At 72.6% G+C, this 23,610-nt stretch carries 26 protein-coding genes and 1 pseudogene; 14 read left to right on the plus strand and 13 right to left on the minus strand.

The annotated features are described in order from the left end of the window. The first annotated feature begins 149 nt into the window (after nt 1-149). The 4 genes from IE170_RS01315 to IE170_RS01330 all read left to right on the plus strand — a co-directional run bounded on the left by IE170_RS01315 (nt 150) and on the right by IE170_RS01330 (nt 4,983). Complete coding sequence (locus IE170_RS01315; RefSeq protein ID WP_189807416.1) at nt 150-1,349, plus strand: thiolase family protein; 1,200 nt, start codon at nt 150-152, stop codon at nt 1,347-1,349. Nucleotides 1,350-1,537: 188 nt separating this feature from the next. Then, nucleotides 1,538-2,977: an aldehyde dehydrogenase family protein gene (locus IE170_RS01320; protein ID WP_189807591.1), complete on the plus strand. Its 1,440-nt coding sequence runs from the start codon at nt 1,538-1,540 to the stop codon at nt 2,975-2,977. A gap of 88 nt (nt 2,978-3,065) precedes the next feature. Then, complete coding sequence (locus tag IE170_RS01325; protein ID WP_189807417.1) at nt 3,066-3,437, plus strand: thioredoxin family protein; 372 nt, start codon at nt 3,066-3,068, stop codon at nt 3,435-3,437. 103 nt (nt 3,438-3,540) lie between these two features. Further along, entirely contained in the window at nt 3,541-4,983 is a 1,443-nt protein-coding gene (locus IE170_RS01330) for a dihydrolipoyl dehydrogenase family protein (protein ID WP_189807418.1), read from the plus strand. Nucleotides 4,984-5,051: 68 nt separating this feature from the next. Here IE170_RS01330 and IE170_RS01335 read toward each other — a convergent pair whose 3' ends face one another. From IE170_RS01335 to IE170_RS01360, 6 genes are all read right to left on the minus strand, one after another. Beyond that, nucleotides 5,052-5,723: a hypothetical protein gene (locus IE170_RS01335; protein ID WP_189807419.1), complete on the minus strand. Its 672-nt coding sequence runs from the start codon at nt 5,721-5,723 to the stop codon at nt 5,052-5,054. Further along, entirely contained in the window at nt 5,720-6,211 is a 492-nt protein-coding gene (locus tag IE170_RS01340; protein WP_223855777.1) for a DUF6114 domain-containing protein, read from the minus strand. The genes IE170_RS01335 and IE170_RS01340 overlap by 4 nt, the downstream gene beginning before the upstream one ends. Then, nucleotides 6,202-6,867: a DUF6230 family protein gene (locus tag IE170_RS01345; protein ID WP_189807420.1), complete on the minus strand. Its 666-nt coding sequence runs from the start codon at nt 6,865-6,867 to the stop codon at nt 6,202-6,204. The genes IE170_RS01340 and IE170_RS01345 overlap by 10 nt, the downstream gene beginning before the upstream one ends. Nucleotides 6,868-6,997: 130 nt before the next feature. Continuing rightward, a complete protein-coding gene (locus IE170_RS33105) occupies nt 6,998-7,822 on the minus strand; it encodes a MerR family transcriptional regulator (protein ID WP_268255630.1) in 825 nt (274 codons plus the stop codon). A 27-nt stretch (nt 7,823-7,849) separates the two neighbouring features. Next, on the minus strand, nt 7,850-9,064 hold the full coding sequence (locus IE170_RS01355) for a methyltransferase (RefSeq protein WP_189807421.1): 1,215 nt from the start codon (nt 9,062-9,064) through the stop codon (nt 7,850-7,852). A gap of 73 nt (nt 9,065-9,137) precedes the next feature. Beyond that, the gene (locus IE170_RS01360; protein WP_189807422.1) at nt 9,138-9,488 is read right to left on the minus strand and encodes a tetratricopeptide repeat protein; all 351 of its coding nucleotides are present in this window, start codon (nt 9,486-9,488) and stop codon (nt 9,138-9,140) included. Between the two features lie 105 nt (nt 9,489-9,593). On the opposite strand from IE170_RS01360, the gene IE170_RS01365 reads away from it, so the two are divergent. Further along, the gene (locus tag IE170_RS01365; RefSeq protein WP_189807423.1) at nt 9,594-10,559 is read left to right on the plus strand and encodes a pirin family protein; all 966 of its coding nucleotides are present in this window, start codon (nt 9,594-9,596) and stop codon (nt 10,557-10,559) included. 57 nt (nt 10,560-10,616) lie between these two features. On the opposite strand, the gene IE170_RS01370 is transcribed toward IE170_RS01365, so the two are convergent. Continuing rightward, nucleotides 10,617-10,718, minus strand: coding sequence for a hypothetical protein (locus IE170_RS01370; RefSeq protein ID WP_308428347.1), 102 nt, complete (start codon nt 10,716-10,718; stop codon nt 10,617-10,619). Nucleotides 10,719-10,742: 24 nt separating this feature from the next. Here IE170_RS01370 and IE170_RS01375 point away from each other — a divergent pair, with 24 nt between their 5' ends. From IE170_RS01375 to IE170_RS01410, 8 genes are all read left to right on the plus strand, one after another. Next, on the plus strand, nt 10,743-11,675 hold the full coding sequence (locus IE170_RS01375) for an HAD-IC family P-type ATPase (protein ID WP_229884541.1): 933 nt from the start codon (nt 10,743-10,745) through the stop codon (nt 11,673-11,675). A gap of 275 nt (nt 11,676-11,950) precedes the next feature. After that, nucleotides 11,951-13,240: a hypothetical protein gene (locus IE170_RS01380; RefSeq protein ID WP_189807424.1), complete on the plus strand. Its 1,290-nt coding sequence runs from the start codon at nt 11,951-11,953 to the stop codon at nt 13,238-13,240. An 86-nt stretch (nt 13,241-13,326) separates the two neighbouring features. After that, entirely contained in the window at nt 13,327-14,004 is a 678-nt protein-coding gene (locus tag IE170_RS01385) for a FadR/GntR family transcriptional regulator (protein ID WP_189807594.1), read from the plus strand. Next, a complete protein-coding gene (locus IE170_RS01390; RefSeq protein WP_189807425.1) occupies nt 14,001-15,431 on the plus strand; it encodes an amino acid permease in 1,431 nt (476 codons plus the stop codon). Before IE170_RS01385 ends, IE170_RS01390 begins: the two co-directional genes overlap by 4 nt. A 98-nt stretch (nt 15,432-15,529) precedes the next feature. Next, on the plus strand, nt 15,530-16,546 hold the full coding sequence (locus tag IE170_RS01395; protein WP_189807426.1) for an asparaginase: 1,017 nt from the start codon (nt 15,530-15,532) through the stop codon (nt 16,544-16,546). A gap of 54 nt (nt 16,547-16,600) precedes the next feature. After that, on the plus strand, nt 16,601-18,010 hold the full coding sequence (gene aspA, locus IE170_RS01400) for an aspartate ammonia-lyase (protein ID WP_189807427.1): 1,410 nt from the start codon (nt 16,601-16,603) through the stop codon (nt 18,008-18,010). 685 nt (nt 18,011-18,695) lie between these two features. Continuing rightward, nucleotides 18,696-19,553: an ATP-binding cassette domain-containing protein gene (locus IE170_RS01405; RefSeq protein ID WP_189807595.1), complete on the plus strand. Its 858-nt coding sequence runs from the start codon at nt 18,696-18,698 to the stop codon at nt 19,551-19,553. Next, nucleotides 19,550-20,209: a hypothetical protein gene (locus IE170_RS01410; protein WP_189807428.1), complete on the plus strand. Its 660-nt coding sequence runs from the start codon at nt 19,550-19,552 to the stop codon at nt 20,207-20,209. Before IE170_RS01405 ends, IE170_RS01410 begins: the two co-directional genes overlap by 4 nt. Before the next feature lie 37 nt (nt 20,210-20,246). Here IE170_RS01410 and IE170_RS33320 read toward each other — a convergent pair whose 3' ends face one another. The 4 genes and pseudogenes from IE170_RS33320 to IE170_RS01420 all read right to left on the minus strand — a co-directional run bounded on the left by IE170_RS33320 (nt 20,247) and on the right by IE170_RS01420 (nt 21,682). Then, a complete protein-coding gene (locus tag IE170_RS33320; protein WP_308428350.1) occupies nt 20,247-20,444 on the minus strand; it encodes a hypothetical protein in 198 nt (65 codons plus the stop codon). Between the two features lie 229 nt (nt 20,445-20,673). Next, a pseudogene (locus tag IE170_RS33325) lies at nt 20,674-20,970 on the minus strand (PIG-L deacetylase family protein); the annotation flags it as partial. 38 nt (nt 20,971-21,008) lie between these two features. Further along, nucleotides 21,009-21,134, minus strand: a complete 126-nt coding sequence (locus IE170_RS33110; protein WP_263406960.1) for a hypothetical protein — start codon at nt 21,132-21,134, stop codon at nt 21,009-21,011. A gap of 86 nt (nt 21,135-21,220) precedes the next feature. Then, a complete protein-coding gene (locus tag IE170_RS01420) occupies nt 21,221-21,682 on the minus strand; it encodes a phosphotransferase family protein (protein ID WP_189807429.1) in 462 nt (153 codons plus the stop codon). 90 nt (nt 21,683-21,772) lie between these two features. Here IE170_RS01420 and IE170_RS01425 point away from each other — a divergent pair, with 90 nt between their 5' ends. Beyond that, a complete protein-coding gene (locus IE170_RS01425) occupies nt 21,773-22,039 on the plus strand; it encodes a hypothetical protein (protein WP_189807430.1) in 267 nt (88 codons plus the stop codon). Between the two features lie 213 nt (nt 22,040-22,252). On the opposite strand, the gene IE170_RS01430 is transcribed toward IE170_RS01425, so the two are convergent. After that, entirely contained in the window at nt 22,253-22,861 is a 609-nt protein-coding gene (locus tag IE170_RS01430) for a hypothetical protein (protein ID WP_223855776.1), read from the minus strand. A gap of 192 nt (nt 22,862-23,053) precedes the next feature. Beyond that, nucleotides 23,054-23,539, minus strand: a complete 486-nt coding sequence (locus tag IE170_RS01435; RefSeq protein WP_189807432.1) for a lactococcin 972 family bacteriocin — start codon at nt 23,537-23,539, stop codon at nt 23,054-23,056. Nucleotides 23,540-23,610: the final 71 nt, after the last annotated feature.

Genomic DNA, 23,610 nt, shown 5'->3' on the forward strand with positions numbered 1-23,610 from the left:
GTCCGGTGCGGTCCGGGAGGCCGTTGACAGGCGGTGACCGGCGGACGGAGACTGCGGGCGCGCCCCACCGGGCGCGCCCGGCGTCGTACGGGTGCCGACGGCGGCACCCTGGCGGCGCCGCCCGTACGGATCCGCCCAGGAGAGACGCCATGAGCATCCGCACCGTCCGCGACGTGTACGTCGTCGACGCCGTCCGCACCCCCGTCGGCAAGTTCGGCGGCGCCTTCGCGGGGGTCCGGCCGGACGACCTCGCCGCGCACGTCGTGCGCGCGCTGGTGGACCGGACGCCCGGACTCGACCCGTCCCGGATCGACGACGTCGTCTTCGGCGACGCGAACGGCGCCGGCGAGGACAACCGCGACGTGGCGCGCATGGCCGTGCTCCTCGCGGGCCTGCCCGTCACGGTGCCCGGTGTCACGGTGAACCGGCTGTGCGGCTCCGGGCTCGAAGCGGTCGTCCAGGCGGCGCGCTCCATCGCGCTCGGCGACTCCTCCGTGGCCATCGCGGGCGGTGTCGAGTCGATGACGCGGGCCCCCTGGGTGGTGCAGAAGCCGGAACGGGCCTACCCGGCGACGCACCAGCAGATGTGGTCGACGGCGCTCGGCTGGCGGATGACGAACCCGCGGATGCCGCAGGAGTGGACGGTGTCCCTCGGCGAGGGCGCGGAGCTCGTCGCGGAGAAGCACGGCATCACGCGGGAAGAGCAGGACGCGTACGCGCTGGAGAGCCACCGCAAGGCGGCGGCCGCCTGGCAGGCCGGGCTGTACGCCGACGAGGTCGTGCCGTTCCCCGGCGTGGAGCTGGAGCGCGACGAGTCCGTCCGCGAGGGCTCCACGATGGAGGCGCTGGCGAAGCTGAAGCCGGTCTTCCGTACGGACGGGACCGGGACGGTCACTGCCGGGAACGCCTCACCGCTGAACGACGGCGCCGCCGCGCTGCTGCTGACCGATGAGGCGGGGCTGCGGGCCACCGGGCGGGAGCCGCTCGCCCGGATCAGCGCCTCCGCGGTCACCGGCATCGAGCCGCAGCTGTTCGGGCTCGGCCCGGTCGAGGCGGTGCAGCGGGCACTGGAGAAGGCCGGTACGGGCTTTGCCGACCTGGCCGTCATGGAGCTGAACGAGGCGTTCGCGGCCCAGGCGCTCGGCTGCCTGGCGTCCTGGCCCGAGCTGGACCCGGTGGTCGTCAACCCGCGCGGCGGGGCCATCGCGATCGGGCACCCGCTCGGTGCGTCCGGGGCCCGGCTGGCGGGCGCGGTCGCCCACCAGCTCGCCGCGGCGGGGTCGGGCAAGGGCGTGGCGTCGCTGTGCATCGGCGTCGGGCAGGGCATCGCGCTCGTCCTGGAGCGCTGAGCCGGAGCGCTGAGCCGGGGCGCCGGGCCGGAACGCCCGACCCGGGGGCGTCTGCCCGGGGCGATCGTTTCCGGTCAGGGAGGGTCCTGAACTGCCCGAGAACCCGACAGAACCGGGCCCTCCCATCTGGCACGATGGCGCGTGCCGCCGCCCCCCGCTCCGCCGAACCCCCTTCGGAGGCCCGCGCCATGCCGCTCCTCGACCCGACCTCGTGGCAGGACGGACCGACCCTCACCGGCGGTACCGCGCCGGTCGTCGAGCCCGCCACCGGCCACACCCTGGCCACCGTCCGCCTGGCCGCCCCCGCCGACGTCGCCGAGGCAGCCGCACGCGCCCGGGCCGCCCAGCAGGAGTGGGCGCGGGCCACACACGTGGAGCGCGCCGCCGTGCTGCGCCGGGCCGGGGAGCTGTTCGCCGCCCACGCCGACGAGCTGCGCGAGTGGCTGGTGCGGGAGTCCGGCTCCATACCCGGCAAGGCCGACTTCGAGCTGCACGTCGCCGCCCAGGAGTGCCACGAGGCCGCCGCGCTGGCTTCGCGACCCGCCGGGCAGGTGTTGCCGAGCGAGGCGCCCCGGCTGTCCTTCACCCGCCGCGTCCCGGCCGGTGTGGTGGGCGTGGTCGCACCGTTCAACGCGCCGCTGATCCTGTCGATCCGCTCGGTGGCCCCGGCGCTCGCGCTGGGCAACGCCGTCCTGCTCAAGCCGGACCTGCGCACCGCCGTGTGCGGCGGGCTCGCCCTGGCCGCGGTGTTCGCGGCGGCCGGACTGCCCGCGGGCCTGCTCCAGGTGCTGCCCGGCGGCGCCGACACCGGGGCGGCGGTCGTCGCGGACCCGCTGGTGCGCGTCGTGTCGTTCACCGGGTCGACCGCCTCCGGGCGGGCCGTCGGAGAGCTGGGCGGGCGCCACCTGAAGCGGATGCACCTGGAGCTCGGCGGCAACTCGGCGCTCGTCGTGCTGCGCGACGCCGACGTCGAAGCCGCCGTCGCGCAGGCCTCCTGGGGCTCCTTCTTCCACCAGGGCCAGATCTGCATGACCGCCGGCCGGCACCTCGTCCACGCCTCGCTGTACGACGAGTACGTGGAGCGGCTCGCCGCCAAGGCCGAGGCGCTGGCGGTGGGGGACCCGTACCGGGAGCAGGTCCACTTGGGGCCGCTCATCGACCGCACGCAGCTCGACCGGGTCCACGGGCTGGTCGAGGCCAGCACGGGGCAGGGCGCCAAGCTCGTCGCCGGGGGCACGCACCGGGACCTGTTCTACCGGCCGACCGTGCTCGCCGGGGTCGAGGACGACACCCCCGCGTACGCGGAGGAGGTGTTCGGGCCCGTCGCGCCGGTGCGGTCGTTCACCACCGAGGACGAGGCCGTCGCGCTGGCCTCGCAGGGCCCGTACGGGTTGTCCCTCGGCATAGTCACCCGGGACGCGGCGCGCGGGCTGGAGCTCGCGGGGCGGATTCCGACCGGCATCGCGCACGTCAACGACCAGACCGTCAACGACGAGGCGGTCGCACCGTTCGGCGGGGTCGGCGCCTCCGGCACCGGCGTCCGCTTCGGCGGCGAGGCCAACCTGGACGCCTTCACGGAGCTGCGCTGGACCACGCTGCGGTCCACTCCGGCCGGTCACCCGTTCTAGCGGTTTCCGTTGCCGCGCCGGCCGTGCGGAATTCCGGGGGGTGGTCCGTCGTTCACGGGGTACGCCCCAACCAGGAGGTTCGAAAGCCGTGGCCACTGTCGAGCTCACCAAGGAAAACTTCGACCGGACGGTCAGCGACAACCCGTTCGTGCTCATCGACTTCTGGGCCGGCTGGTGCCGGCCGTGCCTGCAGTTCGCCCCGGTGTACGAGAAGGCCGCCGAGGACAACCCCGACCTCGTCTTCGGCAAGGTCGACACCGAGGCGCAGCAGGAGCTCGCCGCGGCCTTCGGGATCACCTCCATCCCCACCCTGATGATCGTCCGGGACCAGGTGGCGGTGTTCGCCCAGCCCGGCGCCCTGCCGGAGGCCGCCCTGACCGACCTCATCACGCAGGCCCGCGCCCTCGACATGGACGAGGTCCGCGCCAAGATCGCCGCCGCTGGGGAGGAGCGTGGCTAAGGTGGCGGGGACGCAGGGCCCGGCGGGGCCCCTGGCCCCGGGCTGACCCTCCTCGTCCCGGCCTCCTCGTCCCGCCGTGCCCCCGGATCTCCTGGAGGCGCGCGTGACGCAAGCGGTGGAGTACGACGTCGTGGTCCTGGGCGGCGGTCCGGCCGGTGAGAACGTCGTCGACCGGACCCGCGCCGCCGGGCTGAGCACAGCCCTGGTCGAAGCCGAACTCGTCGGCGGCGAATGCTCGTACTGGGCCTGCATCCCCAGCAAGGCGCTGCTGCGCCCGGTGCTGGCGAGGGCCGACGCGCGGCGGGTGCCGGGCCTCGCGGGCGCCGTCGGCGGACCGTTGGACGTGCGGGCCGTCTTCGACCACCGCGACTACTGGACCGGCGGCTGGAAGGACGGCGGCCAGCTCGACTGGCTGGCGTCCATCGGCGCGCACGTGTACCGCGGCCACGGCCGGCTCGCCGGGGAGCGCCGGGTCGCCGTCGAGGGGCCCGAGGGCGAGCACATCCTCCTCGCCGCCCGGCACGCGGTGGTCGTCGCCACCGGCTCGCGCGCCGTCGTGCCCCCGCTGCCCGGGATCGCGGGCGCCCGGCCGTGGACCAGCCGCGAGGCGACGTCCGCGCACCGGGTGCCGCCCCGGCTGCTCGTCGTGGGCGGCTCCGTCGTCGCGGCCGAGATGGCCACCGCCTGGCAGGCACTGGGCTCGCAGGTCACGGTGCTGGCGCGGGGCGAGCGGTTGCTGCCGCGCATGGAGCCCTTCGCGGGCGAGCTGGTCGCCGAGGCGCTGCGGGAGGCCGGTGCCGTGGTCCGTACCGGGGTGTCCGTCGAAGCGGTCGTGCGGGAGGACGCGGACGGGCCCGTACGGGTGGTGCTGGAGGGCGGCGAGATCCTGGAGGGGGACGAGGTGCTGATGGCGACCGGGCGGGCGCCGCGGACCGAGGACATCGGGCTGGAGAGCGTCGGCCTGGAGCCGGGCGACTGGATCGCCGTGGACGACGGGCTGCGCGTGCCGGGGCACGACTGGCTCTACGCGGTCGGCGACGTCAACCACCGGGCACTCCTGACCCATCAGGGCAAGTACCAGGCGAGGGTCGTGGGCGCCGCGATCGCGGCCCGCGCCGCCGGGCCGGGCGGGGACGCCGCTGCCGAGCCGTGGAGTGCGTACGCGGCGACCGCCGACACGAGGGCCCTGCCGCAGGCGGTCTTCACCGACCCGGAGGCCGCGGCGGTGGGCCTGACCCTGGAGGAGGCCGAGCGGGCCGGGCACCGGGCCCGGGCCGTGGACCACGACCTGGGGGCGGTCTCCGGCGCAGGCCTGTACGCGGACGGCTACCGCGGGCGGGCGCGCATGGTGGTCGACCTGGACCGGGAGGTGCTGCTCGGGGCGACGTTCGTCGGGCCGGGCGCGGCCGAGCTGGTGCACGCGGCGACGATCGCGGTCGCCGGGGAGGTCCCGATCGCCCGGCTGTGGCATGCCGTCCCCGCCTTCCCGACGATCAGCGAGGTGTGGCTGCGGCTGCTGGAGGCGTACCGGGGCCCGGGCGGCTGACCGGAAGCGGTACCGCCGCGCCGCGGAACCGCGGTGCGGTCCGTGGCGCGGCGGGCCCGGCCGGTCCGTCAGGGGGCGACGGTGATCTGCTGCGCGGGGTCCGTGGTGTCGGTGACCTTGTACACCGCGTTGAATGTGGAGGTGGTCGCGCTCGTCGGGCAGCCGAACCCGCCGGTGACGCTCACGGGGACGGTCGCGTTGGTGAAGGTCAGGCTGGGCGGGGCGCCGTTGGTCCAGGTGCCGCTGACGTTCGCCGGACCGGAGGGCGCGGTGGTGACGGTGCAGTTGGCGAGCCCCGTCGTCTTCAGGACCAGGCCGCCCGCCGGCACCGTCATGACGGCGGTGATCGGCGAGCCGTGCTGCATCGAGACGGACCAGGCGCCGCTGGTCGTGACCGTCGGGGTGACGCCGGGGATGCTCGCGGTGCACGAGCTGTACGTCGGCGGGGTGATCGGCGAGGAGACCGGCCCGGCGGGGTTGTGATTGCCGGGGGCGGCGGGGACGGTGCCGGTGGCGACGGAGACCGAGCAGGTGACGGTCACCGACCCGGCCTTCAGGGTGGCCTTGCCACTGAGGGCGGCCGTGAAGGCGTGCCCCGCAGGGGTGACGGTGGTCGACCCGGCGGCGGCCGACCGGGGCGAAGGGGCGGCGGAGGCGGAGGCGGTGGAGGTGGCGGAGGCCACCGACAGGACGCCGGCGGCCGCCAGCCCGAGGGCGGCCGCGGTACGCGTACGGCTCATGGCTGTGCTCCTTGGGGATCGTGGTGCCGTGTGGAGCGGGAGGGGGCGGTGTCGTGCGGCAGTGCGGGCGTTGCGTCTGCGGTGCCTGTGGTGCCTGTGGCGTCCGAGGCGTCCGTGGGGGAGGGGCGCACCGGAACGGCCGGGGCGGCGTGCGGCTGCCAGGCGAACATCAGCCCGCCGCCGAGGATGCCGAGCAGCGTGCCGATCAGGAACCCGCCGAGGTTGGACAGCACCAGCGCGGCCGTCGCCACGAGCGTGGTCAGCACCCCGGCCAGGCCGCGCTGCGCGGGCGCGAACCATGCCGTGAGGCCGAGCACGATCATGACGGCGCCCATCAGGACGGAGGGGATGCCCGCGACGCCCTGCTGGAGCATGACCTTCAGCGGTGCCAGCGGCAGGGCGCAGATCTCGGCTCCGGCGAGGACGGCCAGGAGCCCTCCCCAGAACGGCCTGCTGCGCCGCCACCGCCGCCAGCGGTTCAGAAGCATTCCTTCTTGCCCTTGCTGATGTTCATGCTGAGGCCGGAGAGCTTGAAGGTGCCGGCGTTGGTGGCCCAGGCGGTCTGCTGGAGATCGGTGATGCGGACGGTGTCCGCCTGCTGGGCGAACAGGTCCTGCATGCCGACGGCCTCGGCGGGACCCTTGTCGAGGGTGGAGGCGTCGCGTCCGATCTCGATGTTGGTGAAGACGGCGTTGCCGGAGAGCTGGGTGGCGTCGACGAAGAGGTTCGATGCCTCGACGGGCGTCTTCTTGCCGGCGGTGAGGTTCAGCGAGATGTCGCCCACCATGGGGAGCGTGGTGACCACCGACTGGCAGAGGTTGTTGAGCTTGGCCTCCCTGATGGCGGTGACCGCCACGGGGATCAGCTCTTGGCGGGCGTTGGTGTCGATGCCGCCGTACTGGGCGAAGCCCTCGCCTTCCAGGCTGGTCGCGGAGACCTTGAACTGCTGCCCCGAGACGGCGAAGGAGGCGGCGAGCGCACCCTGGGCGAGGGCGATGCCGAGGCCTGCGGTGACGGCGACGGCGGGGATGGTGAGGACGGCGAAGCGGCGCCAGCGGACGGAGCCGGTGCCCGGTTCCGGCCGGTCCGCGGCGTCTCTGCCGGGCGGCTCGGCTGCGTCCGGTAAGTGCGGGGAGTCCGTCATGAGATCGTCCCTTGTCTTCGGAAGTGCACCGTTGTTACCGACGAGTTGAATGTAAGAGTGCCAATGGGGGTTGGCAAGGTTGCTCGAGCGTACCTTTCCGGCCGAGTCCTACTCGTCGGTCCCGCCCCGACTACCGCTCCCGCCCCAGGAGTTCCGCGACCTCGGCCTCCATCCGCACGGCCATCGCCCGGGCGAACTCCGCAGCCACGACCTCGCCCGCGACCGGGCGCAGATCCGCGGCCGCGCCGGCGATGTGATCCAGTTGACTGGCCGAAAGGCGCTCCAGGCCCTCCGGACCGATCACGTGCCGGCGGAACAGTCCGACGAACCGGTCGGCGAGCGCGGCCGCCTGCGCCTGCAGCAGATCGGCCGCGTCCAGGATCTCCGCCAGCGGAACCCCCTGGCGCACCAGCGCGAGCGTCGCCTCCAGCAGCCGGCGGTTGCGGTGGGTGACCAGATCGCCGTCGATGCTCACGTAGCCCAGCCGGGCCGCACGCCGGGTGTCCTCCGCCGTCGCCGCCGGGCCGAACAGCTCGACGAGCTCGGCCGTGCTCATGGTGACCGGCTCCTCCTGCACCCAGTCCCGGACCATCGCCCGTTCCAGCCCCAGCAGTTGGGGCAGCCCGCCGCCGTCCTCCCAGGCCCGCAGCAGCTCCCCGATGCCGTTGACGGTGTAGCCGCGCCCCAGCAGGTCGCTGATCAGCCGCAGCCGCACCAGGTGCTCCTCCGAGTACCAGCCGATCCGGCCCTCGCGGCGCGGCGGGGGCAGCAGGCCGCGCTCCTGGTAGTAGCGCAGGTTGCGCTCCTTCACGCCGGCCGCCCGCGCCAGGTCCTCCCGGCGGTACCGCCCGCAGGCCGCCCCGCCCGTACCACCCGCACCGCTCGTACCGCCGCCGGGCACGCCGCCCCCGGTCGTGCCGTCCTCGTCCGCTTCGTCCCGCACCAGGCTGCTCACGCGGCGAGTCTAGGACGTACCGGCAGGTCACATGGGGCGCGGACGCTTCTCCCGCTTCACCGCGCGCAGCACCACGAACCGCGGTTCGCTCGCGACGACTTCGCTGTTGCCGAAGAGGCGGCGCAGGTGCGTGTGGTAGCCGAGGTGCCGGTTGGCGACGATCCACAGCTCGCCGCCCGGGCGCAGCGCGCGCCGCGACTGCGCGAACATCCGCAGCGCGGTCGCGTCCGTCGTCGCCTGGTGCGAGTGGAACGGCGGATTGCTGAGGACGAGGTCCACGGAGGCGGCGGGCAGCATCGCCAGCCCGTCGCCGACGAGGAACTCGGCCCGCCCGCGGCGGGATCCGCCGGGCACGTTGGCCTCGTACGTGGCGCGGGCGGAGGCGACCGCCTGGTACGACTCGTCCGCGAAGACGACCTCCGCGTCCGGGTCGGCGACGGCGACCGCCGTGCCGACGATGCCGTTGCCGCAGCCCAGGTCGACGACGCGGGCGCCGGCGGTGTTGTTCGGGATGCTCTGCAGGAAGAAGCGGGTGCCGATGTCGAGCCGGTCCGCGCAGAAGATCCCCGCGTGGTTGACGGCCGCCAGGCCGGCGCCCGAGCCGGCGTCCCCGTCCAGCGTGTACGTGACCGGCCACTGCGAGTCGTCACCCGAGGCGGTCTGCCCACCGGCCGCGAGGTCCGGCGTACAGAAGATCAGCCGGGCCTTCTTCTCCGCGAGGGAGGTGCGCGTCGGGCCGAGGATCCGCTCGAAGAGGTTCAGGGTGGAGGTGTGGATCTCCTTGACCATGCCGGCGCCGACGACGACGGTGCCCGCGTGGACGTGCGGCGCCAGGCGCAGCAGCTGGTCCTCCAGCAGCGCCAGGCTCTTCGGCACCCGTACCAGCAGGACGTCGATCCGCTCCGGCGGGGCGTCCTGCGTGGTCAGCAGCGTCACCGCGCCCTCGGGCACGCCGGCCCGCCGCAGGTTGGCCTCGGTGGCCGCCCGGGTCAGGTAGGAGTCGGTGATCTGCACCGGCCGGTGCGCGGCCAGGGCCGTCGCCAGCGCACCCCACCGGTCCCCGAAGACGGTGATCCGCCCGGCGGCGGCGGGCAGGTCCACCGGGCCGCGCTCGCCGGTGCCGGCGTGCAGGTGGCGCAGCAGGTACTCGTCGGCGGCGTCCCAGGCACGGAGCCGGTCGCGCGGGTCCTCGGGGAAGCGGGTGAGCTCGTGGGAGCCGAAAGGCGTGGTCAGGCGGTTCATCGTGCCCCCAGGCTATCCGAGCTCGCCGCCCCGCCCCGCACCGGCGAGCCGGCCGCCCGCGGGCGGCCGCGGGCTATTCGGGGAACTCGCCGGCCATGGCCGCGGCGAGCCGCAGGTGGGGCGCCGCCTCGGCGGTGCGGCCCTGCCGCTGAAGGGTGCGGCCGAGCAGCAGCCGGGCGTAGTCCTCCACCGGCCAGCGCTCCAGGATGGCGCGGAGCTCCCCCTCGGCGCGGGCCAGCCGGGCGGAGTGGTAGTACGCGCGGGCCAGCAGCAGCCGCGGCGCGAGCTGCTCGGGCGCCTCGCCGGCCAGCCCCTCCAGGATCTCCACGGCCGGCCCGTACTCCTTCGCGTCGAAGAAGAGCCGGGCGCGCGCCCAGCGCTCGGCCGCCGTCCCGTGCTCGAAGTACGTGCTGCGCGCGTCCATCGCGTCCCTTCCGCTGTCCGGATGCTTCCGACGCCCCCTCCAACGCAGGGTCGGACCCGTGCATTCCATGGGGTGTGGCGGGGCCGCCGGTACTAAGTTGGGGGCATGAGCAATCTCGAGCGCCAGCCGGCCCTCTCCGCCTGCGGCGGCCGCGGCTTCGTCGTGGCCGAACCGGTCCGTGAGCTCCTCAGCCCCCGGACGGTCAAGCTGGGCGAGTCCTCCGAGGTCCGCCGCCTCCTGCCGAACCTGGGCCGCCGCATGGTGGGCGCCTGGTGCTTCGTCGACCACTACGGCCCCGACGACATCGCCGGCGAGCCCGGCATGCAGGTCGCGCCCCACCCGCACACGGGGCTCCAGACCGTGAGCTGGCTGCACGACGGCGAGGTCCTGCACCGCGACAGCACGGGCAGCCTGCAGACGATCCGCCCGCGCGAGCTCGGCCTGATGACCTCCGGCCGCGGCATCAGCCACTCCGAGGAGAGCCCCCGCGACCACGGCCGCCTCCTGCACGGCGCCCAGCTGTGGGTGGCCCTCCCCGACGCCCACCGCCACGTCGAGCCGCACTTCCAGCACCACGCGGCCCTCCCGCGCGTGACCGCGTCCGGGGTGGACGCCACGGTCATCCTGGGCACCCTGGACACGGCGACCTCGCCCGGGACGGCGTACAGCCCGATCGTCGGCGCGGACATCGCCCTCGCGGAGGGCACCGACGCGAAGCTGCCGCTGGAGCCGGACTTCGAGTACGCGGTCCTGTCGATGTCGGGCGAAGCCCACGCCGACGGCGTCCCGCTCCTGCCCGGTTCGATGCTCTACCTCGGCTGCGGCCGCACGGAACTCCCCCTCCGCGCCACGTCGGACGCCGGCCTGATGCTCCTGGGCGGCGAACCGTTCGAGGAGGAGATCGTGATGTTCTGGAACTGGATCGGCCGCTCCCACGAGGACATCGCCCAGGCCCGCGAGGACTGGATGAACGGGACGCGCTTCGGCGAGGTGAAGGGCTACGACGGCCCTCCGATCCCGGCCCCGGAGCTGCCCCCCACCCACCTCAAGCCCAGGGGAAGGGTTCGCTGACCTTCCTCTTCGCCGGGGACTCTCACGCAGGTGATCGGCCGTGGCCGTCCGCCGAGTTCATTTGGAGGGTGCTGCCTGCAGGCGGCAGTGGACGTCGACGATTCCCTCGACGGATCGGGTGAGGCGTTCGGCGAGGGGGATCCGGTCCTCGTCTCTCACCTGGCCGGTCAGGGTGGCGATGCCGTGGAACGCATCGTCTTCGCGCGTTCCTCACCCGAGACCAAGCTGAAGGTGGCCGACGCGTTGCGGAGCCGCGGACAGATCGTGGCCATGACCGGCGACGGCGTGAACGATGCTCCCGCCCTGCACCGCGCCCACATCGGCGTGGCCATGGGACGCTCGGGCACGGACGTGGCCCGCGAGGCATCGACCATGGTCCTGACGGACGACAACTTCGCCACCATCGTCACGGCGATCGAATCCGGGCGCCGGGTCTACGACAACGTCCGCAAGTTCATCGTCTACATCTTCGCCCACCTCACCCCGGAGGTCGTCCCCTTCCTCGTCTTCGCCCTCTCCGGCGGGGCCGTACCCCTGCCCTTGACCGTGCTCCAGATCCTCGCCATCGACCTCGGCACCGAGACCCTCCCCGCCCTCGCCCTCGGGCGCGAACGCGCCGAACCGGGCGTCATGAACCGCCCGCCCCGGCCCAGCACCCAAGGCGTGATCAACAAAGACATGCTGATCCGCAGTTGGGGCTGGCTCGGCACCGTCTCCGCCGTCTTGGTCATGACCGCGTTCTTCTACGTCCTCTGGCGTGCGGGCTGGCAGCCCGGAGAACCGACCGGGCCGGGCACACCGCTCCACGACGCCTACCTCACCGCCACCACGGCAACCTTCGCGGGCATCGTCACCTGCCAGGTCGGCACCGCGATCGCGGCCCGCACCGACCACGCCGCCCTGCGCGACATCGGCCTCTTCACCAACCCCCTGCTGCTGGCGGGCATCGCGTTCGAACTCGCCTTTACTGCCGCCCTCGTCTACGTGCCGCCGCTCCAGCACCTTTTCGGCACCGCGGCCCTCCCTCTGGACGTCGTCCTCCTCATCGCCGCCTTCCCGCCGCTGGTCTGGGGAACCGACGAGATCCGCCGCTGGTCCCGTCGCCGTCACCAGTGATCCCGAGGCCACCCACCGGAGGAACGCCATGGCGCACGCGGGAACCGGCGCGAGTCCCGGGCCGAGCGCACGTCAGGCCCCGACAGCCGTGCCAGGCATGTAAAACAAGACAACCTGGCACCCGTGGCGAACGCGCGTAGACCTCCATCTGCCACAGAAGCCGGTGGGCTGGCCTCCCGGGTTGTCGAGGCGGTCAAATGGCTGAATGTTGAACTATTGGCTGACAAGCGCACTACGGTTGCGGAGGTTGTTGTTCCACCGAGAGGAAACCCCTCATGAGCACTGCCGAAGCCCCGAGAGCGGCCTTCATCCTCACGGGCTACCGCCCCGAGGACGGCTTCTTGGCCGCCGAACTGAATCCGCCCCCAGCCGAGTACGTCTGGCACGACAGGGGTGCCGAGCAGCAGGAACAGCGGTACGGCCCCGGAGTGGGGTACCAGCAATGGCTGGCCGTCGACGCCTGCACCGGCGCGGTCTGGTTCGGGGATGTCGACTGGCGGGCTCCGCGCGAAGACGTGGAAGGCAGGCTTCCGGGTGTACCGCGCAAGGCCCTGGGCGACGGCATGCTGCCGGCCCCCGGGGTGCTGGTGCAGCTCCTGAGCCACATGACACACGACGAGCAGCGCGGCTGCTCCTGGCGCTTCTTCACCGCCCGGGAGTTGCATGCGCTCGCACTGCGCGTCCTGCCGGCCGTTCAGCGGCTCGTCGACTCGATCCACCGGACGGGGCCGGACGAAGAGCTGGAGTGGTCCGCCGAAGCGGCCACCGCATGGGAAGACATCGAGCGGGTCGCCACCCACACCTTCCAGGTTTCCGGAGCGGTCGACTGGCCCAGGCTCCGTACGGCTCCCGTCCCCCCGTGGCGGGTCGAGGTCGGCGCCTTCCTCGAGAGCAACCCCGACCTGTGCGACCCCGCCTGGGCGGTGGCCACCGACGCGGAGCTCGACGCCTTTGCTGACTACCGGCCCGACTCGGGCTACGGCGGCGTCCCGGGACGTGTCTGCCTCGCCGCCGGTCGGCAGATCGAGGACGGTTTCACCTTCTACGGCCACCGTGCCGCCCTGTACGCCCACCGCGCGCGAGCCTGCGGTGGCCGTACCCCGACGGACGCCCGCACGTGGCTTGAGACGACGGAGGCCGGCAGGAGCGCCTGGGAGGCGGCCAAACCCCTCGGGGCCACCCTCGCCGACGTGCCGGACTGCGTCCTGTCCCTGCTGGCCGAAGGATTCCACAGCGCCGCGCAGGAGGAGGGGCTGGCTCTGATGGGACTGCCCGCCCACCTGCGGACGCTGCGCGCCGAGGAACGGGAGGCCGTCGACCGGCAGCTCGTCCGCGAAGGCGAGGAGGTCGAACGCCTGGAGAACGTCCTCAGGGAGTTCCGGGCCGCACGCAACCGCACCGTGACCCGGATCCTGGCGTGGGCCGACGGGCGCAGCGACGAAGAGATAGCCCGCCTGGCCTCCACCTCCGCGGACCTCGTCGGCGACTGGCGCGCCCGCCTGGGCGACGAGCAGACCTCCCGGGATGCGGGAAGCCTCTCTCGCCGGGTTCCCGGCGACTCTTGACAGCCCTGCTCGGCAGCCCCCAAGATCAGGCCGTGAACCTGTCAGACAGCCAGACAGGTGGTGGGATGCCGCGGCGCGTGAGCGCGATGGAAGCGGTGTTCGGCCACCTGCGCACCGCCATCGAGCGCGGTGAGTATGCAGTGGGGGACAAGCTCCCCTCCGAAGCCGAGCTGTGCCGCACTCTCGAGGTGAGCCGGCCCGTTCTGCGCGAGGCGCTCCGCGCCTTGCAGGCCATGGGCCTGACCGTCTCGAAGACGGGCAAGGGAACCTTCGTCGTGGCGAACACGGTCGAGGACCCGACCTTCGGCGACTACGCCGCCAGCGACCTGCTCGAGGTACGCCGACACGTCGAGATCCCGGTCGCCGGGTACGCCGCGCTGCGCCGCACACCGGAAGACCTGGACCACCTGGCCCACCTGCTGGACCGGATGGAGCAGGAGACCGACACCACGGCATGGGTGGCCCTCGACACCGTCTTCCACCTTGCGGTCGCCGAGGCCTCCCGCAACCCGGTCTTCCGCCGCGTCATCGAGGAGATCCGCGACGCACTGGCGCGCCAGTCGACCTTCCTCAACGAGCTGGGCGGCCGCCGCGAGCAGTCCAACTGCGAGCACCGGGCGATCTACGAGGCGCTGATCGACGGTTGCGAACCGGACGCGGTCGAGGCCATGTCCCACCACCTCCACAGGGTCGAGACGACCCTGACCGACATCGTGCACCCCAAGCGCACGGACAGCCCCACGGAAGGCGGACCCGAGGCGTGAGCGAGCAGTTCCTCGAAGACGGAAGGCGCCCCGCCCCCCGTCACGTCGACGCCGGCTACAGCAAGTCGCTGCAGCCCCGGCACGTCAACATGATCGCCATCGGCGGTGCCATCGGCACCGGGCTCTTCCTCGGTGCGGGCGGCCGGCTCGCCGAGGCCGGGCCCTCGCTGTTCATCGCCTACGCCGTCTGCGGCATCTTCGCGTTCCTCGTCGTGCGGGCGCTCGGCGAGCTCGTCCTGTACCGGCCGTCGTCCGGCGCCTTCGTGTCCTACGCCCGCGAGTTCCTGGGCGAGAAGGGCGCCTACACCGCAGGCTGGATGTACTTCCTCAACTGGGCCACCACCGGAATCGCCGACATCACGGCCGTGGCCGTGTACACCCACTACTGGGGTCTGTTCTCCGACGTCCCGCAGTGGGTGATCGCCCTCAAGGCCCTGACCGTCGTCCTCGCCGTGAACCTCATCTCCGTGAGGATCTTCGGAGAACTGGAGTTCTGGTTCGCCATCGTCAAGGTCGGCGCCCTCGTGGTGTTCATGGCCCTCGGAATCTTCCTCCTGGTCACCCGCCACCCCGTCGACGGCGCCGTACCGGGACCCTCCCTGATCACCGACAACGGCGGGATCTTTCCCAACGGCCTGCTGCCCATGCTGCTGATCGTCCAGGGCGTCGTCTTCGCCTACGCCTCCGTGGAGCTGGTCGGCGTCACGGCCGGCGAGACCGAGAACCCCGAGAAGATCATGCCCAAGGCGATCAACTCGATCATGTGGCGCGTGGGCCTCTTCTACGTGGGCTCGGTCGTGCTGTTGTCGATGCTGATGCCGTGGAACGGCTACAGCGCCGACCAGAGCCCGTTCGTGACCGTGCTCTCCCACATCGGCGTCCCCGCCGCCGGCGGCGTGATGAACCTCGTCGTCCTCACCGCGGCCATGTCCTCGCTCAACTCCGGCCTCTACTCCACCGGCCGCATCCTGCGCTCGATGGCCGCCAACGGCTCCGCCCCCCGCTTCACCGCCCGCATGAGCCGCACCCAGGTGCCCTACGGCGGCATCCTGCTCACCAGCGGCGTGTGCGTCCTCGGAGTCGGCCTCAACTTCGTGGTGCCCGACGACGCGTTCGAGATCGTCCTCAACCTCGCCGCCCTCGGCATCCTCTCCACCTGGGGCATGATCATGGTCTGCCACCTGCTCTTCTGGCGGAAGACCCGTGACGGCGAACTCACCCGTCCTGTCTACCGTCTGCCCGGCTCTCCGTGGACCCAGATCATCACCCTGGCCTTCCTCGCCTCCGTCCTGGTCCTGATGTACGCCGACGGCGGGGCGGGACGCACCACCGTGCTGTGCGTGCCGCTGATCGCCGGAACGCTCGTGGCCGGCTGGTACGCGATCCGCGGCCGCCGGGCACGCGCCGCCGCCAAGAGCAGCAGCTGACCCGGACGGCGTCCGCTGCACGATCCGCGCAGCCGGCGCACCGCCACCGACACAAGCCCCCATCGGCTCGAACCAGCACACACTCGAAGGAGGCACTGATGCGCAGCGCACCCCTCGTGGACGCGCCCGGCATCCGGGAGCCCCTGCACGCACCCGTCGCCCACGTCACCCGAGGCGGCGTCATCGAGGGCATCCATTACGGCTCGCTCGTCGTCCTCGGCCGGGACGGCGAGGTCCGCTTCGCCCTCGGCGACACCGAGGCGGCCTGCTACCCCCGCTCGGCCCTCAAGCCCGTCCAGGCGGCCGCCATGGTGCGGGCCGGCCTGCCCCTCGACGGCGCCCTGCTCTCCCTCGCCATGGGCAGCCACTCCGGCGAGGAACGCCACCTCGCCGGGGTCCGGCGGATCCTGGCGCTGGCCGGCGCCACCGAGGAGGACCTGGGCAACGTCCCGGACCTTCCTGGCGATCCGGCCGTTCGGGACACCTGGACGCGGCAGGGGCGCCCCCCTTCCCGTCTCGCCCAGAACTGCTCCGGCAAGCACGCCGCGATGCTGTACACCTGCGTCCTGGCCGGCTGGCCCCTGGAGACCTACCTCGACCCCGCCCACCCGCTCCAGAGGACGATCGCCGAGGTCGTCGAGGAGCTCACCGGCCAGCGCACCGCGAACGTCACCGTCGACGGCTGCGGCGCCCCGCTGTTCTCGGTCTCCCTGCACGGCTTGGCCCGCGCCGCCGCCCGCATCGCCACCGCGGCGCCGGGCACGGCCGAGCACAGGGTGGCGGATGCCCTGCGCAGCCACCCCGAGATGGCCTCCGGCACCGGCCGGGACGTCGCCGACCTCATGCGCGCCGTGCCCGGGCTGCTCGCCAAGGACGGCTTCGAGGGCGTCCAGGTCGCCGCTCTCCCCGACGGCCGGGCCGTGGCCGTGAAGATCGCCGACGGGGCGGACCGCGCGCGCATCCCCGTGACGGCCGCAGCCCTGGCCGTGGCGGGAGCCGACCCGCGACTGCTCGCCCGGTTCACGGAGCAACCCGTCACCGGCGGCGGCCGGCTGCTCGGTGCCATCCGGCCGGTGCCGGAACTGGCCCCGGCAGCCGCCCCCGCACCCGCCTGACCGCACAGACCGCCGGAATCCGGCCACCACCTCAGGAAGAGGACCCGCACACCCATGACCGCCGCCACCCGCAGGGAACACGACCTGCTCGGAGACCGCGACGTTCCCGCGGACGCCTACTGGGGCGTCCACACCCTGCGCGCCACCGAGAACTTCCCCATCACCGGCACCCCCATATCCACCTACCCGCACCTCATCGACGCCCTCGCCGCCGTCAAGGAGGCCGCCGCCCTGGCCAACGAGGAGCTCGGCCTGCTGGAGGCCTCCAAGGCCGCCGCGATCGTCGCCGCCTGCCAGGAGATCCGCGGCGGGAAGCTGCACGACCAGTTCGTCGTCGACGTCATCCAGGGCGGCGCCGGCACCTCGACGAACATGAACGCCAATGAGGTCGTCGCCAACCGGGCCCTGGAACTGCTCGGCCACACCAAGGGCGCATACGAGCACCTGCACCCCAACGAGGACGTCAACCTCAGCCAGTCGACCAACGACGTCTACCCGACCGCCGTCCGGATCGCCACCGTCTTCGCGGTGCACGGCCTGCTCGACGCCATGGCCGTCCTTCAGGAGGCCTTCACCCGCAAGGCCGTCGAGTTCCGCGACGTCCTGAAGATGGGACGCACCCAGCTCCAGGACGCCGTGCCGATGACGCTGGGGCAGGAGTTCTCCGCCTTCGCCGTCATGCTCGACGAGGACCGCAGCCGGCTCGCGGAAGCCGTGCAGCTGATCCACGAGATCAACCTCGGCGCGACCGCGATCGGCACCGGCCTCAACGCCCCCGCCGGATACGCCGAAACGGCCCGCCGCCACCTCGCCGGCATCACGGGCCTGCCCCTGGTCACCGCGGCCAACCTGGTCGAGGCCACGCAGGACTGCGGCGCGTTCGTCCAGATGTCGGGCGTGCTCAAGCGGATCGCCGTCAAGCTGTCCAAGACGTGCAACGACCTGCGCCTGCTCTCCTCAGGCCCGCGCGCAGGCCTCGGCGAGATCAACCTGCCGCCGGTGCAGGCCGGATCGAGCATCATGCCGGGCAAGGTCAACCCGGTGATTCCCGAGGTCGTCAACCAGGTGGCCTTCGAGGTGATCGGCAACGACGTCGCCGTCACCATGGCCGCGGAGGCGGGACAGCTCCAGCTCAACGCCTTCGAGCCGGTCATCCTCCACTCCCTGTCGGAGTCCGTCACCCATCTCCGCGCGGCCTGCCTCACCCTCGCGGAGCGCTGCGTGGCCGGCATCACGGCCAACACCGAGGCGCTGCGCGCGACCGTCGAGAACTCGATCGGCCTGGTGACCGCCCTGAACCCGCACATCGGGTACACCGCCGCCACCGACATCGCCAAGGAGGCACTCGCCACCGGCCGCGGGGTGGCCGAACTCGTCCTGGACAAGGGACTGCTCCCGGCCGAGACACTTGCCGCCCTCCTACGGCCCGAAGCGATCGCCGGCCCGCGCGCACACATCGCCTGAGACCGCCCGCCGGCCTGCCGGACGCGCCCCACTCCCCGCAGGAGTGGGGCGAGCCGGCCACCACGCGCTCGGGCGGGACGGAGGCGGCGGCCTCGGCGAAGGAGCCGCCGGCCTCGGTGGGGCGTCTCCTCTCCCGCCGCTTTTCGGAGTCGAGGGCGATCCGGGCGTCGCCCGGCCGCATGGGCCGCCTCGAGGGCCTTGAGCAGTGCGGTGGCCGCCTTCGCCACGCGCGCGGCCGGCATCCTGCCCTCCACCCGCAGGTACTCGCTCAGGGAGCACCCCTCCACGAGACGCATCACGATCCACGGAGTACCCTCCTCGACCACCACGTCGTGGACGGCCGCGATGTGCGCCTTGTCGCGCGGCTTCGCCGCGTTGCGGGCGTCCCGTGTGGCACGGGACGCCCCGTCCCCGCCTGGGGACCGCCTGTCGCGGTGGTGACGCGGGCCTACCACCAGCGCCGGACCAAGGGTCGGGGCGTGAACACCCCTACAGGGCGCTACACGCAGACGGTGGCCCCGGCGGACATCCAGCCCCCGCTCAACGCGCTCGGCACCCGGGAAGACGCGCCCACGAGCCCTGGCCGATGACCGTCCCACCCGTCGGCGGCTGACTCCCGGCATGGTCCGGCCGGGTAACGTGCGGGAGGTGGGCGGGCGTTGTACGGGGCGGGGGAGGGCTGTTGTTGCGGCTTGAGGCGGTGGGCAAGCGGTACGGCCGGGGCCGGTGGGTTCTGCGGGACGTGGACGTGGAAGCGCAGCCCGGTGAGGTCGTGGCCTTCACCGGAGGCAACGGGTCGGGGAAGTCGACGCTGCTGCGGATCGCTGTCGGACTGTCCCGGCCGACCCGCGGCACGGTGGCCGCGCGGCCACCCGTCGTCGGCTACGTGCCGGACCGGTTCTCCCCGAACGAACGCATGTCGGCCGCGGCGTACCTGACGCACATGGGCCGCATCCGCGGCCTGACCACCTCCGTTGCGGCGGCCCGGGCCGGAATGCTGCTCGACCGCCTCGTCCTGGTGGGCGGCAGGCAGGTCCCGCTGCGGAGCCTGTCGAAGGGCAACGCGCAGAAGGTCGCGCTGGCCCAAGCCCTCCTCGTGGAGCCCGGGCTGCTGGTCCTCGACGAGCCGTGGTCCGGGCTGGATGCCGACGCGCACGGCGTGCTCGCCGAGATCATGACCGAGGTCGCGGCGTCCGGCGGCACCGTGGTGTTCACCGACCACCGCGAGTCGGTCACCCGAGCCGGCGCGACCCGGACCTACACGGTCAGCGGGGGCCGAGTGTCGCTGCCGGCTCCGGACTCCGGGTGGGTGCCCGCGTCCGACATCGTCCTGACCGCACCAGGAGGCGGGCGTGCACCGCAGGACCTGGTGTGGGAGGAACTGGAGGGAGTGCGGACGGTGGACCGGGACGCCGCGGCGGTCAGGCTGCACGTGGCGCGCGAGTCCGCCGACGCCCTGCTGCTCACGGCGCTCCGGCACGGCTGGTCCGTCGAGCGGGTAGCGGGCATGCCGAACGCCGCGACGAGCGGAGACCCGCGGTGATCGCGCTCATCCGCTACACCTTCGCCACCATGCTGCACACGCAGCGCTACGTCGCCCCGCTCCTGCTGTTCATGGGCCTGATGGGCGTCCTGACCGCCAACGGCAACGGCCCGCTGCCGGCCGCCTACGCCTCCTCCGCCGGCGCGATGTTCGTCTGCTCGACCTGGCTGGCCATGGCCGTGGTGAGTCTGGACGAGCCGCCGCAGCGGGCGATCACCGTCGTCACCGCGGGCGGGCGGCCGCTCAGGGTCCTGCTCGCGGCGATCGGCACCGTCCTGCTGAGCTGTCTCGCCCTGATGGTCGTCGGGCTGGCCTTCCCACTGTGGCTGGGCGACCACGCGGTCACCGCGGCCGACCTCCTCCTGGGCATCGAGGCCCAACTCGCCTGTGCCCTCACCGGCACCGCCATCGGCGTGCTGTGCTCCCGCCAGGTCTTCACACGTCAGGGCCATGCCGTGGTCGCCGCCCTGGCGCTGCTGATGGTTGCCCTCTTCACGAAGGGCCTGCCCCCGGTCAACGGCCTGTTCACCTTGATGGCCACCACCTCCGACGCCGCTCCGCTCCTCGCGCCCGCCGGCGCCATGTCGGCCCTCTCCGCGCTCCTCCTGACCGCGGCCACGGCCGCCACCCACTTCACCGGCAGACGCCGGCAATAGGGCGGCGGCCACCTCTGCCGCCGGCAGAGCGGTCCCGCTACGGCACGAGCTCGCGGAGGCCCCTGTGTACGGCGTCCAGGTCGTGGCGGATGAACCACTCGGTGCCCGGCACCGCCTCGCGCTCCCGCCGCGGGATCCCGCTGAGCAGGGCCGGCAGCGAGCGGGCACGCACCGTTTCGGAGCGGTGCGCCCGGATCGCGGCCCACTTCCGGTCCAGCCAGGATCGCACGTCCACCCGGGCCGTGACCCGGCCGTCGGCACGCTGTGCAGGAGCTTGCCCGCTCCGGACAGCAGATCGGCCAGGGCACCGCTCGCCCTCCGCGGATGTGCCGAGAGTAGAGGGCGCAGGGCTGCCGCGCCGGCCCCGTCTGGGGATACAGACCGTCGAGGCCGGCTGCGCGTGCAGCCGGCAGGGTGACGCGGTGGGTGTGATGGTGGTCGGGGTGTCCGGAGGACCCGTACGCGTCGTGCGTGACGATGACGTCCGGGCGGAAGGCCCGGATGCGGGAGACGACGCGCCGCACGGATTCCTCCAGCGGGGCGTCGCAGAACCGCGGCTGTCCCGGCGCGGAGTCGGGGACCCGGAGGTCGGCGTAGCCGAGCATGCGCGGCTCGCCGGCGCGGTGGCTGGCCGGGGACCAGGTGGCTGTGACGACGGCGGTGCGTGCGCCTGCGGCTGCGTGGCGCGCGAGCACTCCTCGAGCGACGAGGGATTCGTTGTCGGGGTCCGCGTAGGACGCGAGGATGCCCGGTGCGGTCATGGGAGCCCGTTCTGTGTGAGGGGCGGACAAGCGGGCTCCTACGGAGGGCGGTTGGTGCGCAGGTGGTGCAGGGTGCGGAGGGCGGGTTCCGTTACCTCGGGGTCGGTGTGGCTCGAGCCGTAGGCGATGCCCGAGACGGCGTCGAAGGTGGACGCGCATGCCAAGCGGAGTTCCTCGGCCGGGCTGAGAGGGCGGCCATACCCGCCGAGGAACGCGGCGCGGAGGTCCGGGCGGCCGGTCCAGGTGTCGCTCAGGTGCACCATGTCCCGGGTGGCCGGGGCGAACCCGAGCGCTCGAAGTCGAACAGTCGCGGCTCGCCGGCGTCCGTGAGCGAGACGTTGCGGTCCTGGAGGTCCCCGTGAGTGGGTACGAGGGCGGGCTGCGGAAGGTCCGCGTACGTGCGGGCGAGCGCCGGGATCAGCTCCTCCTCGGCTGCGGCGAGGTGCGGACGGGCCGCCTTCAGGTGGCGTTGCAGCTTGCCTGCGGGCGACCCGGTGCCGGCCGGCTGCTCGGGAGCTGACGTGTGCAGGGTGCGCGCGAGGCGGCCCAGGGCGTGCCGGACGAGGGCCTCCGCGGCCGGGGCGAGGGCCATGCCGTGCAGGGGCCGTCCCGTCAGGGCGCTGACGACCACCGGCTGCGCCGTGGTGTCCGCAACGACGAGGCGGGGTGCGCTCGGGCCGCGCGCCGGAACCCACGTCCGGTACGCGGCCACCCCCCCCGGTCGTTGGACTTCGGTCCGCGGTGTCGCTTCAGGAACCAGGTCCCGCCGCCGGGCCCGGTCAGCCGCCACACGCGGCTCCCGGTGCGTACCCAGGGCACCTCCACCGCCTGCGCGATCCGGCCGACGGCCCGCTCGGTGAACCCGCAGCACGCGCGGCAGTTCCGGCCCGCCGGCTGGCGGGCCCGGCACGAGGCGGGGGCGGGCGGGGCCGGCCGACGTGTGCGCGACGGAGTCGCCCGGCTCCTGGAAGTGCACGGCGGCTGGCAGGCCGGCGCGGTATGCGTCCAGGCCGGCCCGCTGCGGCAGCAGGACCTCTGTGCCTTCGTCGCCTGCGCGGCGCAGGATTAGGTGGACGTCGACCGGTACCGTGTACCGGGCTTGGCCTCTCACCAGTGGGCCCTTGAGGATGTGACAGGGAGCCTTCGTCAGTCACCGCGAGGCCTTTGGGCGGGGGAGGATGCGACGGTCACGTAAGCGTTCACCACGTGAACCGAGCCCTGCCCTCAGTGCAGGCGGGGCTGTCTGCACTGTGGGGGCTCCGCCGTCAGGGCGGACCAGGAGTCACAGGCGTTGGGCAGGCGCTGCAGCTTCCGTCTGCCCGGAAGCTCGGCTGTGCCGAACGCGCCAGCGCCACACAGTGTGTCCCACGAGAGCCAGGGCGACGACGCATGCGGCGACGCGGGTTGTGTTCCAAGTCAAGGCGAAAAGGGGACCCTGCGAGTCCGCTTCTACGCGCAACCGTTGAGTCGCCTCGAAGAAGGCGATGAGCGGCACGAGCAGGCGGAACAGAAGGCCGCCCACACCGGGAGTCCGTGCGACGTTCCCGATGAGTCCCAAGGGTGCTCCGAAAACGAAGGCGGCTGTTCCCCACACGAGGATCTGCCCCTCGGGTCCGGAGGATTCGACCCCCATCCCGGCTGGAACAGAAGTGGCAAGTGTCGTTCCGGCCGGAATGGCGGGGTACATGTCCTTGAAGAGGTAGTACGCGACCACGCCGATGGCCAGCCCGACGGACGCCAGCAGTGCCGACTCCGTTTTGCGCCGACGGAAAGAGCCCACCAGCAGCGCGTAGCAAGCCCACGGCCAGCCGCTGGAAAAGATAATACTCGTGGCGGCTAAAACGGAATGGTCCCATTTTCCGGCAAGGGGTCCCACCAGGCCGAGTGCCAAGCCTGTTCCGAGAGACACGGCGACCGGCGCTACGCTACGGCGTGTGATGCGGGTGATTTTTCTTCCCCGTTCAGTGGGCAAGTCCGAGTTGAGGTGTTGCCGCTCCAAGGCGCCGAAGGCCGCGCAGCCCCAGAGCGGCTCGGTAACCTACCGCACCTTGCGGAGAGTTGCGCCAGACGCGGTGATCAGGTCTTAGTCGACGCTGTAGTAAGCGGAACAACTGTAGGCAATGCCCGCTGTGAGGTTGGCGTTGGAGGTGCCGCCTGCTGCGGCCCAAGCACGGCGCGTACTGTTGGCGATCTTCACAGTGGACGAGTGTCCCTTCGTCCAGTGGATGTAATTCGAGTAGCAGTACTTGTTGAATACCCCCGGGCTGACCTCTCTCGTCTGCGTGCCGTAGCACCAGGTGCCACCGCTGGAGGGATTGGTGCAGGAGCCGTCCTGCGGGCCGAGGGAGCCCGTCGCCGGGCTCATGCTGAACGTCACCACACCCCATTCGGAAGGGTTCCCCAGCTCCGCGGGCGGCTGAAAACCGTCCCCGCGGTGGTGTACGGTGACAGTGACTCCGCGAGCGCTGTCGGTCGTCGGCGCGTCCGCCATTGCCGGCGTCGCCAGGCCAAGAGCTGCAATGGATGCACTCGCCATGACGAGAGCAGCATATTGCTTGGGTGTTTTCATTGTATTCCCTCCCTGGTTCCCCATGCGGGAACGGGAGGGATTTTTTCATTGCCCTGCAGCCGCAGGCAAAG

It is taken from the genome of Streptomyces toxytricini (genome assembly GCF_014649915.1).
Taxonomy (GTDB): Bacteria; Actinomycetota; Actinomycetes; order Streptomycetales; family Streptomycetaceae; genus Streptomyces; species Streptomyces toxytricini.

What these genes read in the sequence shown, in the direction of transcription:
- IE170_RS01365 (WP_189807423.1), top strand. Translation starts at nt 9,594, where the DNA reads ATGAGCAATCTCGAGCGCCAGCCGGCCCTCTCCGCCTGCGGCGGCCGC.
- IE170_RS01395 (WP_189807426.1), top strand. Translation starts at nt 15,530, where the DNA reads ATGCGCAGCGCACCCCTCGTGGACGCGCCCGGCATCCGGGAGCCCCTG.
- IE170_RS01385 (WP_189807594.1), top strand. Translation starts at nt 13,327, where the DNA reads ATGGAAGCGGTGTTCGGCCACCTGCGCACCGCCATCGAGCGCGGTGAG.
- IE170_RS01345 (WP_189807420.1), bottom strand. Translation starts at nt 6,867, where the DNA reads ATGACGGACTCCCCGCACTTACCGGACGCAGCCGAGCCGCCCGGCAGA.
- IE170_RS01360 (WP_189807422.1), bottom strand. Translation starts at nt 9,488, where the DNA reads ATGGACGCGCGCAGCACGTACTTCGAGCACGGGACGGCGGCCGAGCGC.
- aspA (WP_189807427.1), top strand. Translation starts at nt 16,601, where the DNA reads ATGACCGCCGCCACCCGCAGGGAACACGACCTGCTCGGAGACCGCGAC.
- IE170_RS01335 (WP_189807419.1), bottom strand. Translation starts at nt 5,723, where the DNA reads ATGAGCCGTACGCGTACCGCGGCCGCCCTCGGGCTGGCGGCCGCCGGC.
- IE170_RS01435 (WP_189807432.1), bottom strand. Translation starts at nt 23,539, where the DNA reads ATGAAAACACCCAAGCAATATGCTGCTCTCGTCATGGCGAGTGCATCC.
- IE170_RS01340 (WP_223855777.1), bottom strand. Translation starts at nt 6,211, where the DNA reads ATGCTTCTGAACCGCTGGCGGCGGTGGCGGCGCAGCAGGCCGTTCTGG.
- IE170_RS01380 (WP_189807424.1), top strand. Translation starts at nt 11,951, where the DNA reads ATGAGCACTGCCGAAGCCCCGAGAGCGGCCTTCATCCTCACGGGCTAC.
- IE170_RS01320 (WP_189807591.1), top strand. Translation starts at nt 1,538, where the DNA reads ATGCCGCTCCTCGACCCGACCTCGTGGCAGGACGGACCGACCCTCACC.
- IE170_RS01355 (WP_189807421.1), bottom strand. Translation starts at nt 9,064, where the DNA reads ATGAACCGCCTGACCACGCCTTTCGGCTCCCACGAGCTCACCCGCTTC.
- IE170_RS01315 (WP_189807416.1), top strand. Translation starts at nt 150, where the DNA reads ATGAGCATCCGCACCGTCCGCGACGTGTACGTCGTCGACGCCGTCCGC.